Here is a 12612-nt window from a genome sequence, read left to right as displayed (position 1 = left end):
CCATGTCAGACATATCCCCCGTGGCCGCGGATCGACCGGCCGATCGCCCCAGGATGGAAGTCAGCGAGACCGAGGTCGCGGTCGAGATCATCGGCATGAACAAGTGGTTCGCCGACTTCCACGTGCTGCGCGACATCAACCTCAAGGTGATGAAGGGCGAGCGCATCGTCATCGCCGGCCCCTCGGGCTCGGGCAAGTCGACGCTCATTCGCTGCATCAACCGTCTCGAGGACCACCAGAAGGGCCAGATCATCGTCAACGGCACTGAGCTGACCAACGATCTGAAGCGCGTCGACGAGGTGCGGCGCGAGGTCGGCATGGTGTTCCAGCACTTCAACCTGTTCCCGCACCTGACCATCCTGCAGAACCTGACGCTGGCCCCGATCTGGGTGCGCGGCATCCCCAAGGCCCAGGCCGAGGAGACCGCCATGATGTATCTCGAGCGCGTGCGCATTCCGGAGCAGGCGAAGAAGTATCCCGGCCAGCTCTCGGGCGGTCAGCAGCAGCGCGTCGCCATCGCCCGCTCGCTGTGCATGAGTCCGAAGATCATGCTGTTCGACGAGCCCACTTCGGCGCTCGATCCCGAGATGGTCAAGGAGGTGCTGGAGGTGATGATCAACCTCGCCGAGGAGGGCATGACCATGCTGTGCGTGACGCACGAGATGGGCTTTGCGCGCCAGGTCGCCAACCGCGTGGTGTTCATGGACCAGGGGCAGATCATCGAGCAGAACGACCCGGAGTCGTTCTTCTCCAACCCCCAGCACGAGCGCACCCGGCTGTTCCTGAGCCAGATCCTGCATTGAACCGGAGAGTTGGCCCGGATCTGGCGCGTTTCCTCGTTCATCTGCTTTCAATGACCGGTTCAGTTTCGCGCGTTCGTTGAGCAAGCCACGCTGTCGTGCCCCGTATCGATCGCGAGGGCAGGGGAGCCAAATGCACACCGGACGTCGACTGAAAGAGCCACGTCTCGCCGCCCGGCACGGGCGCCGCTCGCGCCTTGACCCGGATGCGGGGATCGGGATAGTTCGCGCCGAGGGCGAGCTGGAGCAATGATTTGACCATGGCTTTTTCGGCCGTTGGGCAGAACCTCGTCCGCATCGTCGCGTTGCTGGCGATGCTTGTCGCGGCGGGGCCGACCGTCGCGCAGGACGCCAACAAGCTGGCCCCGTCCGGGCCGACGCTGCAGGCCATCCGCGACCGCGGCCATCTCATCTGCGCCACCGCCGACCCGCTGCCCGGCTTCGCCCAGCCCGGCGCCGACGGCCGCTGGACCGGCTTCGACGTGGACTTCTGCCGCGCCGTGGCCGTCGCCATCTTCAACGACGCCGACAAGATGGAGTTCGTCCCGCTCTCGGGCGACAGCCGCTTCGCGCAGCTCCAGACCGGCAGCATCGACCTCATCGCCCGCAACGCGCCCTGGACCATGCGGCGCGACACCGGCTACGGCGCCTCGTACGTGGCCACGTCGTTCTACGACGGCCAGGCTATCATGGTGCCGCAGTCGCTGGGCGCGGTCTCGGCCTACGAGCTCGACGACGTGACGGTCTGCATCCTCGACGAGGCCGAGCAGCTCGCCAACCTGCGCGAGTTCTTCTTCGGCACCCAGGCGACCTACGACGAGGTGCTGTACGAGGACCGCGAGGACCTCGTGGTCGCCTACCAGCAGGGGCTGTGCAATGCCGTCTCGGCGTCGGCGAGCTTCCTCAATGCCGTGCGCCGCGGCCTGCCCGAACCGGCGGCCCATCGCATCCTGCCCGAGCGCATTTCCAAGGACATGTTCGGCCCGGTGATCCGCGCCGGCGACGACCAGTGGTTCCATATCGTGCAGTGGACGCTGTTCGCGTTGATCGACGCCGAGGAAGCCGGCGTGACGTCGGCCAACATCAAGTCGCTGGCCGCCACCAAGACGCACCGCATCCGCCGCCTGCTCGGGCTCGAGGGGGCGTTCGGTCCGGCGATCGGGCTCGACCACCTGTTCATTTCCAACGTGATCAAGGCGGTGGGCAACTACGGCGAGATCTTCGAGCGGAACTTCGGCCCCTCGACCGGCGCCGCCGTGGTGCGCGGGCAGAACGCGCTATGGAGCAATGGCGGCCTGCTGTGGGCCCCGCCGATCGAATGATCAGCCGAACAGCACCGTCACGCGGCGGTTGATCGCGCCCTTTTTCTCGATCTTGCCCAGCTTCAGGGGGCCGAGCTCGCTGGTGTTGCGGACATGCGTGCCGCCGCAGGGCTGCAGGTCGACGTCGCCGATGCGGATGAGCCGGACGCGGCCCTGCCCGACGGGCGGCTTGACGTTCATCGACTTGATCAGGCCCGGATTGGCCTCGAGCTCGGCATCGCTGATCCATTCGGCGCCGACCGGATGGGCGGCACTTACCAAGCCATTGAGTTTGCTTTCGATTTCCGCGGCATCGGGGACGTCGGGCAGGTTGAAGTCGACCCGGCCCTTGTCTTCGCCAACCGAAGCGCCGGTGATCGGGTAGGGCAGGACGACGGTGACGAGGTGGAGCGCCGTGTGCATGCGCATCAGCCGGTAGCGGCGTTCCCAGTCGACATGGGCGATGACCTCGTCGCCGGCGCGCAATTGTGGCGCACCCTGTGCCGGCATATGCAGGATCGCCGCCTTGTCGCCATCCGGATGAACGGTTCCTGCAATGTCGATGAACGAGCCGTCGGCGCGTTCCAGCCGCCCGGTATCGCCGGGCTGCCCGCCGGAGGTGGCGTAGAAGATCGTCCGGTCGAGCACGATGCCGACTTCGGGCGTGACGGCCGTCACCAGGGTCGGCAGCGAGCGGATGTAGCTGTCGTCGCGGAAGACGAACTCGGTCATGCCACGAGCTCCGGCTCCAGCACCGACTGCCAGTCGATCGGCGCGTGCGGCTCGAGCCAGTGCGGCACCGGCAGGTTCTTCGAACGCAGGAACTCGGGGTTGAACAGCTTGCTCTGGTAGCGGTTGCCGTAGTCGCAGAGCACGGTGACGATGGTCTTGCCCGGTCCCAGGTCGCGCGCCAGCCGCACTGCGCCGGCGATGTTGATGCCGGACGAGCCGCCCAGGCACAGCCCTTCGTGCTCGAGCAGGTCGAAGACGTAGGGCAGGGCCTCGCGGTCGGGAATCTGGTAGGCGCGGTCGACCACCACATCCTTGAGGTTGGCCGTGATGCGGCCCTGGCCGATGCCCTCGGTGATCGAGTTGCCCGAACTCTTGAGCTCGCCGGTCGTGTAGTAGCTGTAGAGCGCCGCGCCCTCGGGATCGGCGAGGCCGATCTGGATATCTGGATTCTTCGCCTTGAGCGCCATGGAGATGCCGCCCAGCGTGCCGCCCGAGCCGACGGCGCAGATGAAGCCGTCGAGCTTGCCCCCGGTCTGCTCCCAGATCTCCGGACCGGTGGTCTCTATGTGGGCCTGACGGTTGGCGACGTTGTCGAACTGGTTGGCCCAGATCGCGCCGCCGGGGAGTTCGCGTGCCAGCTTCTCGGCGAGGCGGCCGCTCAGCTTCACGTAGTTGTTCGGGTTCTTGTACGGTTTGGCCGGGACCTGGATGAGTTCGGCGCCGAGCAGGGTCAGCGCGTCCTTCTTTTCCTGGCTCTGCGTCTCGGGAATGACGATCACCGACTTGTAGCCGAGGGCGTTGGCGACCATCGACAGGCCGATGCCGGTATTGCCGGCCGTGCCCTCGACGATGGTGCCGCCGGGCCGCAGCAACCCGCGCCGTTCCGCGTCGCGGACGATGAACAGCGCCGCCCGATCCTTCACGGACTGGCCCGGATTGAGGAACTCCGCCTTGCCCCAGATCTCGCACCCGGTCGCGTCGGACACACGGTTGAGCCGGATAAGCGGCGTGTTGCCGATGGCCGAGATGACGTCGCGATGGTTGGTCATGGAGATGATCAGTCCGGTGAGATTGGCACGAAACTAGGCGGCAGCATCGCCGCTGCCAAGCGCCAAGGGGATGAATTGGCATGGCTTTTCGGGGAATGGTGCAGGCGGTGGCAGGATTTGGCGCGAAGTCGGGCGTCGGCGAAAAGCGGGTACGCCTCCATGCTCCCGGTCGTCATCCGCGGGCTTGACCGGCGGACCCATGGGTGTCGCGGCATCGCTGGGTCCTCGGGTCTTCGCCCGGGGATGACGGTGGGTGGGGAGATCTTGGCGACGCGCCTACAGCGCCTTGAAGGCCTCCAGCGCGCGCTCGCGCGACGCCTTGAGATCGACGATCGGCGCGGGATAGCCGAGTCTGCGCGCCTCAGGCGCCTGCCAGGGCTGGTGCACCAGGTGGTCGGGGAGCCTCGCCACCTCCGGCACCCAGCGGCGGACATAGTCGCCGTGCGGATCGAAGCGCTCGCCCTGTGTCACCGGATTGAAGATGCGGAAGTACGGCGAGGCGTCGAGGCCGCTGCCCGCCACCCACTGCCAGTTGCCCGGGTTGTTGGCCGGGTCGGCGTCGACCAGCGTGTCCCAGAACCACTCTTCGCCGCGACGCCAGTCGATCAGCAAGTTCTTGGCGAGCAGCGAAGCGGTGAGCATGCGGACGCGATTGTGCATGGTGCCGGTCTCCCACAGCTCGCGCATCCCGGCATCGACGATCGGGATGCCGGTCCGGCCGCGGGTCCAGGCCTCTAGCGCCGCCTCGTCGCCGCGCCATTCGAGGTGCGCGTACTTTGCCACCATCGGCACCCGGGCGATGTCCTCGCGGTGATAGAGTTGGTTGTAGTTGAAGTCGCGCCAGGCGAGTTCGGACAGGAACTTGTCGATGGAGGCGGCCTTGCCGGGTGCGTGATGCGCGATGGCCATCGCAGCATGCCAGACCTGCCGCGGGCTGATCTCGCCGAAGGCCAGGTGCGGAGAAAGCCGCGACGTCGCTTCCCGGGCCGGAATGTCCCGCTCGTTCGGGTAGTCCGCCACGAGGTCCTCGAGGAAGCGGTCGAGCCTGCTCCGAGCGGCGGGCTCGCCGATCTGCCAGTGCCTGCCGATCTTCCTGCCCCACTCGGGCTCCCGGTAGTCGGCGTCGACCCCGGGCGCAGCGATCGGCGCCAGCCCATCGGGCCGCCCGAGCGGGGTGGGAATGTCGCGTTGCCTGAGCGTCTTCCAGAACGGCGTATAGACGGAATAGGGCTTTCCTGCCCCCGTCTCCATCTCGAACGGCTCGACAAGCACGTTGGCGGCAAAGCTCTGCACCGTCGTCCCGGCCGCTCGCAGCGCGGTCTTGATCGCCTGGTCGGTAACCCGCTCGGAGGGACCGTAGCGGCGGTTCCAGTAGACCGCCGTTGCCCCGTGCCGCCGGACTGCGGCGGCCACGCATTCCTCTGCCGGTCCACGAACGGTCTCGAGCGCAACGCCGAGCGTCGAGAGGTCGCCGGCAAGGGAGGCGAGGCTGTGGTGCAGCCACCAGCGTGAGGCCGCGCCGCGCCGGCGCACCATTTCGCCGGTCTCCTCGACATGCAGCGCGATGGTCGTGCGGCCGTGACTCAAGGCCTCGAACAAGGCCGGATTGTCGGCGACGCGCAGGTCGTTGCGGAACCAGACAAGGGCGGTCTCGGCCATGAAATAGATTTTCCTTTGCTTTGAGCTGCCAGCGTCTGCGTTTCTGCCCGAACGTCCGAGCGACAAGCCCCACCTTAACAACGACAGCAACGCGCAAACGGCTCGATTAGTTTGGCTTTCCTGTCGACCTGTTGCGCTTGCCGGGGCATCCGGGAGCGCGTATTTCACAGCCCGTTGCAACACCGGACCGCCAGCGCAAATGACTGTCAACGGCCCTCGCGGCCTCAGCCACCTGAAGTCCCTCGAATCCGAGAGCATCGAAATCTTCCGCGAGGTCGCCGCCTCGTTCGAGCGACCGGTGATGATGTATTCGATCGGCAAGGACTCCTCGGTGCTGCTGCACCTGGCGCGCAAGGCCTTCTTCCCGAGCCGCATCCCGTTCCCGATCCTTCACATCGACACCAAGTGGAAGTTCCGCGAGATGATCGAGTTCCGCGATCGCATGGCGCGCGAGCACGACCTCGATCTGATCGTCCACACCAATCCGGATGGCCTTGCTGCGGGGATCAACCCGTTCGATCACGGCTCGGCCGTGCATACCGACATCATGAAGACGCAGGCGCTACGCCAGGCACTGAACGCCGGCCAGTACGATGCCGCCATTGGCGGCGCGCGTCGCGACGAGGAGAAGTCCCGCGCCAAAGAGCGCATCTTCTCGCACCGCAACGCCCAGCACGCCTGGGACCCCAAGAACCAGCGCCCGGAACTCTGGCGCATCTTCAATACGCGGCTGGCGCCGGGCGAGAGCATGCGCGTGTTCCCGATCTCGAACTGGACCGAACTCGATGTGTGGACCTACATCTACGCCGAGGGCATCGAGATCCCCGATCTTTACTTCGCGCGCCGCCGCCCAGTGGTCGAACGCTCCGGCACCCTGATCATGGTCGACGACGATCGCTTCCGCTTCAACCCGGGAGAAACGGCGCGCGAGGAGATGATCCGCTTCCGCACGCTGGGTTGCTACCCGCTTTCGGGCGGCATCCGTTCCGACGCGGCCGACCTGCCCTCGATCATCATGGAAATGCAGGCCTCGCGCACTTCGGAGCGTGAAGGCCGCCTCATCGACAGTGACAGCGTCGGCTCGATGGAGAGGAAAAAGCAGGAAGGGTACTTCTGATGTTGCCGTCTCTGTTCCTCTTTGATCCGGTCACCTCCACCGCCGTCATCCCCGCGAAGGCGGGGACCCACTGGGATGGTGCCGTACCTTCCGGGTTTGGCCCTAGTTCCGCACTGGGTTCCCGCGTTCACGGGAAGGACACCGTGGGTGTGGAAGGGACTTTCTGAATGAGCAACGTTCTCGCAACCGCTCTCTCCGCCGAAACCGCCCTTGACCTGTGGCTGGCCGAGCAGACCGACAAGGGCCTGCTGCGCTTCCTGACCTGCGGCTCGGTCGACGATGGCAAGTCCACCCTGATCGGGCGCCTGCTCTACGACAGCCAGCTGATCCTCGACGACCAGCTCGCCTCGCTGCGCAAGGAGAGCCGCAACCGCACCACGGGCGAGGAAGGCATCGACTTCTCGCTGCTGGTCGATGGCCTGACCGCCGAGCGCGAGCAGGGCATCACCATCGACGTCGCCTACCGCTTCTTTTCGACCGACAAGCGCAAGTTCATCGTCGCCGATACGCCCGGCCACGAGCAGTACACCCGCAACATGGCGACCGGCGCCTCCAATGCCGATCTCGCCATCGTGCTGGTCGATGCGCGCAAGGGCGTGCTGACCCAGACCCGGCGGCACAGCTTCATCCTCAGCCTGATCGGGGTGAAGCATGTCGTCCTCGCGGTGAACAAGATCGACCTCGTCGGCTACGACGCCGGGGTGTTCGATGCCATCGAGGCCGAGTATCGCGCTTTTGCCGCCGACCTGGGCTTCGAGACTCTTGTGGCGATCCCGGTCTCGGCGCTCAGGGGGGACAACATGCTCGCCCCTAGCGCCAACATGCCGTGGTATCGCGGCCCGCAACTCGTGCCCTATCTCGAAACGATCGAAGTGGCGTCCGACCGCGTCGAGAAGCCGCTGCGCTTCCCGGTGCAGTGGGTCAATCGTCCCGATCTCGACTTCCGCGGCTTTTCCGGCACCGTCGCGTCGGGCGTGGTGGCGGTCGGCGACGACATCCTGATCGCCGCTTCGCGCAAGCCCGCCCGCATCACCCGCATCCTCACCATGGACGGCGACCAGCCGCGCGCCATCGCCGGCGAGGCGGTGACGCTGGTGCTCGACCGCGAGGTCGACATCTCGCGCGGCGACGTGCTGGTGCACCCCGGGGAGACCCCGGACTACTCGAACCAGTTCCAGGCCCGGCTGGTGTGGATGAACGACGAGCAGGCCATCCCCGGCCGCTCCTACCTGCTCAAGCTCGGCGCGCAGCTGGTGCCCGCCTCGATCACGGACCTGAAGTTCAGGACCAACGTCAATACGCTCGAGCACAGCGCTGCCAAGACGCTGGAGCTGAACGAAGTCGGCACGGTCACCATTGCCACCGACAAGCCGATCGCCTTCGACAGCTACGCCGACAACCCGCTGACCGGCAGCTTCATCCTCATCGATCGCATCTCCAACGCCACGCTGGGCGCCGGCGTGATCGAGTACGGCCTGCGCCGGGCGCAGAACCTGAGCTACCAGAGCTTCGACGTGAACCGGAAGGTGCGGGCCGAGCTGAAGGGCCAGACGCCACAGATCGTGTGGTTCACCGGCCTGTCGGGCTCGGGCAAGTCGACGGTGGCCAACCTGATCGAGAAGCGGCTGACCGCCGAGGGCAAGCACGCCTACATCCTCGACGGCGACAACGTGCGCCACGGCCTCAACAAGGACCTGGGCTTCACCGACGAGGCGCGTGTCGAGAACATCCGCCGCGTCGCCGAAGTGGCACGGTTGATGGCCGATGCCGGGCTGATCGTGATCGTGAGCTTCATCTCGCCCTTCCGCAACGAACGGCGGCTCGCCCGCGAGATCGCCGGCGACGTGAAGTTCAGCGAAGTCTACGTCAACACCCCGCTCGAGGTCTGCGAGGCGCGCGATCCCAAGGGCCTCTACGCCAAGGCGCGGCGCGGCGAGATCAGCAACTTCACCGGCATCTCCAGCCCCTACGAGGCGCCGGAGGCACCGGACGTGGTGCTGCATGGCGCCGTGCAGGACCCGCTGCGGATGGCGGACGAACTCTATGCGCGCATCTTCGAGTGGGGTACGGGCTACACGATCTAGCGTCCCCTACTCCCCTCCCCCTGAGGGGAGGGGTTGGGGGTGGGGGTCGTGCGGTGACGCACCGAACAACCCCCTCCCTCATTCCCTCCCCTCAAGGGGGAGGGAGGCGATCGGTGTGCGATCTGGCATTCCTGTTCCCTTCCCGTTGCGGTTGGGGTTGGGGGGCGTTCGGTGATCGCCGCACTACCCCCTCCCTCGATCCCTCCCTCAAGGGGGAGGGAGGCGATCGGTGTGGGATCTGGCGTCCCTGCTCCCCTCCCCCCTGAGGGGAGGGGTTGGGGGTGGGGGTCCGTCGGTGATCACCGCGCCACCCCCTCCCTCGATCCCTCCCCTCAAGGGGGAGGGAGGCGGTGGCCAATTTGAGCGCCAACCAAGCTGTGGACGGGGTTGCCGAAGCTGGCGCCCGGCTCGATTCGATGCGACAATGCCGGTCAGGTTGATTGGCTAGCTTCTCATGCGCAATGCGTTACGCGTAACCGTCTGGCTCCTGTTGCTGTGGGCGTCGGCGGGGCTGGCCTACGCCTCGTTCGACGATTCGCGCGCCTGGTTCGACCGGCTGGGCGAGGACGAGCGCGCCTCCACCCAGACGGACCTGATCCTGACCGGCCACTACCAGTATCTGGTCGACGGCCAGTTTGGGCGCGGCACGTTCGACGCCATCGCCGCATTCCAGAAGAGCCAGGGCCGGGCCGGCACGGGCGTCCTGACCGACTTCGAGCGCCGCAAGCTGCGCGACCTCGCCGGCAAGGTGGGGGCCGACCTGGGCATGGAGCCGGTGAGCGACGGCGAAGCGCGGGTGGCGCTGACCATTCCCGGACGCCTGTTGACGGTGCGCAGCGCGACCGAGGCGGGCACCTCGTATGTGAGCGAGGACGGCGAGATTTCGCTCGAGACCATGCATGCCTCGCTGGCCGACCAGTCGTTCGAGCAACTGTTCGAGGCAATGACCAGCCCCGACCCGGAACGGGTGGTGACCTATCGCAGCTTCGGGGCCGGTCGCTTCGTCGTCTCCGGCCGGATCGGCGACTACTCGTTCTACACCATGTTCGTGAATGCCGGCGGCGAGGCGGTCGGCTACTCGCTGGCCTGGGGCAGGACCTACGCCACGCAGGGGCAGATCGCCTCGGTCTATGTCGCCTCGCACTTCACCCCGCTCGGCAACCTCGCCGAGCCGCCGCCCGAACTGACCAAGGCCAACGGCACGGCCGGGGCGCCGCCGCGGAGTGCCTTCAGCCTTCCCGACGCGCGGCCGGACGTCATCCTGCTCAATGCCGACATCACCGAGAGCACGGCGGCCGATTTCGACAAGGCCATCGCGGCGCGCCCGGAGGCCCGCATCGTCGCGCTGAACAGCCCGGGCGGATCGGTCGACTCGGCGCTGAAGATCGCGTTCGAGGTGCGCAAGCGCGGCATGGCGACCTATGTGCCGCGGGACATGGGCTGCTATTCGGCCTGCGCCTACATCTTCCTGGCCGGCACCGACCGGCAGGCGGACGGGGAGTTGGGCGTGCACCAGATTTCGGCCGAGGTCGCCGACCTGGTGCTGGCGCAGACGACGCTGGGCGACGTGCTCGACGCGTTGCAGCAGTTCGGGGTGCGCCAGCAGGTGATCTCGCACATGCTGCGCACGCCGCCCGACGACATGTACGTGTTCAGCCAGGCCGAGCTGGCCGAACTCGGGATCCTCAGCGGCGACCCGATCGAGGTCGCGCTCGCGGTCGCTGCTCCCGAAGGGACCGCGAAGGCGGGAGCGGGCGGCGCCTATGTCCAGCTCTCCAGCCTGTCGTCGGCGACCGAGGCGGAGCGCTCGCGCGCCTATGCGGAGGGGCGCTGGAGCACGCTGTTCGGCGACGCCAGGCCGGAGGTTCTGCCGGCCGGCAGCACCTACCAGGTGCGCGTCGCGACCCCGTCGGTGGAGCGCGCAAACGCCATTTGCGCCGCCATCAAGGCTGATGGCGGCGGCTGCTACGTGACCGGCGGCAGCTGACTACTCGGGGCTCGGGCACTCGCTCTGGAGGGCGACCAGCCCGGAGGGGTATTCGCACCGCTTGTGGGGAACGCCCGATCCCGTCGGCGCGAGCGACTTGAGATCGACATAGGGCGTACCGCCGCACGGGGGCTGCTCGGCCTCGAACTGCCTGATGTCGGTCAGCAGCAGGATCTTGCAGTGGATGAATTCGTCAATGTGGGCCTGCTGCTTTTCAGAAAGCCCGGCCCAGGCATTTGCGGAAGCGGTGAAGGAAAACAGGCTGACTGCTGCCAGCGAGGCAGCTCCGACGAGGCGCAGGACGTCGCGATTACGCATGATCAGCTCCGATACTACGGGACAACCCCAAGCTGCCCGGTTCTGTTGATCCGCCGCAGACCAGGGTGCAGTTAACAAATCACTAAGATTGCGAGGCCGCAAGCCGTGCCGTGCAGTACGTCGATGCGGTCGATTGCCGGACTTGCGCCCGCGCCGGCGCCTTCGGCGGGCAGGGGCACAGCGCTTGCGGGGGGCCATGACCATCGGTCGACGGCAGCCCGAAGCGGGCGTCGACCAGGCGGCAATTCTTCGGGGGGAAATGGCTCCGCGAGTAGGACTCGAACCTACGACCCAGCGGTTAACAGCCGCTTGCTCTACCAACTGAGCTATCGCGGAACACGGAGCGCCTTGCTCAAGGCAGCGCCCGTGTAGCGGGTTTGGATTCCTTTGCCAAGCCCGAATTTCAATCTTCCCGAACTCCGCCGGAAGTGCCGGCGCGGCGCTGCATTTCCGCGAGCTCTTCCGGGGTGTTGATGTTGGCGAAGGGGTCGCCGGCGGCAGTCCGGGGCCAGTCCTGCAGCACGCTGTCGAGCCGCGCCGCCAGTGACTTGAGGCTGCGCGGCGCGGTGCCTGCCAGCACCTCAGCCGGCAGCTGGGCGATGCGCGCCAGTCGCCAGATCGAGTTGGTGGGGTAGGGCTGCCCGCTATAGCCGGCGATCGCCGCATCATGGGGCCCGAGCCCCGCGATGAGCCAGTCCACGTAGCCCGTGGGGAGGAACGGCGCGTCGACGGCGGCGCAGACCAGCAGCTCCGGCGGCTCGGCCAGCAGCGCCAGGTGGGCAACCGCCGCGGCGAGGCCGGCCAGGGGACCGGCATAGTCGCCCGGCAGGTCCGGAACCGGGCGGAAATGCGCGGGCAGGCGAAGCTGCGCCGGGTCGAGCCGGCCGTGCGCCACCAGCAGCGGGGAACAGTCCGCGAGCGGCAACGCGACGCGCTCGAGCAGGCGCAGGCCGCCAACCACGAGCTCGGACTTGATCGTCCCGCCCAGGCGCTCGCCTCGCCCGCCGGCGAGGATGAGACCGGCGACGCGGATTGTTCGTGCCATGCAATATCCACCTTATGCAGTCGGAGCCGACCAGCTAAGGTCGCCGCGGGATACCTTGGGGGTCAACCCATGACGAGCCTGCTGCTACTGACTTATTCCGCGCCCACCATCGAGCTCGACCGGGGCGAGGTTCTGATCAACCAGGGCGAGAGCGATGGCAATCTCTACGTCCTCGATTCGGGCGTGCTCGCCGTCGAGCGCGATGGGGTGCGGATCGCCACCATCGACCAGTTCGACGCGCTGATCGGCGAAATGTCGCTGCTGCTGGGCAAGCCGCACAGCGCCACGGTGCGCGCCGAGGGCAAGGCCCGCGTGCGGGTGGTCCGCGACGCCCTGGTGGTGCTGGAGCGCCATCCGCTCATCACCCTCCGGCTCGCGACACTCCTGTGCCAGCGGCTGGACTCGACGTCGGCGCTGTTGGCCGGCCTCAGCCACGATCCCGATGAGAGGGGCGTGGAGCAGGGGCTGCTGGGCCGGCTGCGCTCGACCCTGCTGGGCCAGCGCGCGTCGTAGCGGCGCC

11 protein-coding genes and 1 tRNA gene are annotated in these 12612 nt (G+C 67.1%); 6 read left to right on the top strand and 6 right to left on the bottom strand.

All coding sequences use genetic code 11. The annotated features are described in order from the left end of the window. The first annotated feature begins 2 nt into the window (after positions 1–2). Complete coding sequence (locus tag J0I99_RS02880) at positions 3–803, top strand: amino acid ABC transporter ATP-binding protein (protein WP_291395665.1); 801 nt, start codon at positions 3–5, stop codon at positions 801–803. 257 nt (positions 804–1060) lie between these two features. Then, entirely contained in the window at positions 1061–2122 is a 1062-nt protein-coding gene (locus J0I99_RS02875; protein ID WP_291390944.1) for an amino acid ABC transporter substrate-binding protein, read from the top strand. Here J0I99_RS02875 and J0I99_RS02870 read toward each other — a convergent pair whose 3' ends face one another. The 3 genes from J0I99_RS02870 to J0I99_RS02860 all read right to left on the bottom strand — a co-directional run bounded on the left by J0I99_RS02870 (position 2123) and on the right by J0I99_RS02860 (position 5541). After that, on the bottom strand, positions 2123–2833 hold the full coding sequence (locus J0I99_RS02870) for an alanyl-tRNA editing protein (RefSeq protein WP_291395663.1): 711 nt from the start codon (positions 2831–2833) through the stop codon (positions 2123–2125). Continuing rightward, on the bottom strand, positions 2830–3882 hold the full coding sequence (locus tag J0I99_RS02865) for a cysteine synthase A (protein ID WP_291395661.1): 1053 nt from the start codon (positions 3880–3882) through the stop codon (positions 2830–2832). The genes J0I99_RS02870 and J0I99_RS02865 overlap by 4 nt, the downstream gene beginning before the upstream one ends. 276 nt (positions 3883–4158) lie before the next feature. Next, positions 4159–5541, bottom strand: coding sequence for a deoxyribodipyrimidine photo-lyase (locus J0I99_RS02860; RefSeq protein ID WP_291395659.1), 1383 nt, complete (start codon positions 5539–5541; stop codon positions 4159–4161). A 199-nt stretch (positions 5542–5740) separates the two neighbouring features. Between J0I99_RS02860 and cysD the strand changes: the two genes are divergently transcribed. From cysD to J0I99_RS02845, 3 genes are all read left to right on the top strand, one after another. Next, positions 5741–6658 (top strand): sulfate adenylyltransferase subunit CysD, encoded by a 918-nt coding sequence (gene cysD, locus J0I99_RS02855; RefSeq protein ID WP_291390938.1) that lies wholly within the window; start codon positions 5741–5743, stop codon positions 6656–6658. A 167-nt stretch (positions 6659–6825) separates the two neighbouring features. After that, entirely contained in the window at positions 6826–8742 is a 1917-nt protein-coding gene (gene cysN / locus J0I99_RS02850) for a sulfate adenylyltransferase subunit CysN (RefSeq protein WP_291395657.1), read from the top strand. A 454-nt stretch (positions 8743–9196) separates the two neighbouring features. Then, positions 9197–10729 (top strand): peptidoglycan-binding protein, encoded by a 1533-nt coding sequence (locus J0I99_RS02845; RefSeq protein WP_291395655.1) that lies wholly within the window; start codon positions 9197–9199, stop codon positions 10727–10729. Here the strand turns inward: J0I99_RS02845 and J0I99_RS02840 are convergent, their stop codons facing one another. The 3 genes from J0I99_RS02840 to J0I99_RS02830 form a co-directional block, all read right to left on the bottom strand. Then, positions 10730–11047: a hypothetical protein gene (locus J0I99_RS02840; protein WP_291395653.1), complete on the bottom strand. Its 318-nt coding sequence runs from the start codon at positions 11045–11047 to the stop codon at positions 10730–10732. It abuts the gene before it with no gap. Between the two features lie 260 nt (positions 11048–11307). Continuing rightward, a tRNA-Asn gene (locus J0I99_RS02835) sits at positions 11308–11383 on the bottom strand. A 67-nt stretch (positions 11384–11450) separates the two neighbouring features. Further along, entirely contained in the window at positions 11451–12092 is a 642-nt protein-coding gene (locus J0I99_RS02830) for an NTP transferase domain-containing protein (protein ID WP_291395651.1), read from the bottom strand. A gap of 69 nt (positions 12093–12161) precedes the next feature. On the opposite strand from J0I99_RS02830, the gene J0I99_RS02825 reads away from it, so the two are divergent. Next, the gene (locus tag J0I99_RS02825) at positions 12162–12605 is read left to right on the top strand and encodes a Crp/Fnr family transcriptional regulator (protein ID WP_291391209.1); all 444 of its coding nucleotides are present in this window, start codon (positions 12162–12164) and stop codon (positions 12603–12605) included. Positions 12606–12612: the final 7 nt, after the last annotated feature.

The organism is Devosia sp. (assembly GCF_017307495.1).
Taxonomy (GTDB): domain Bacteria; phylum Pseudomonadota; class Alphaproteobacteria; order Rhizobiales; family Devosiaceae; genus Devosia_A.
Note: the sequence above shows the minus strand (reverse complement) of the source record. Positions and strands in the feature narration are given on the sequence as shown.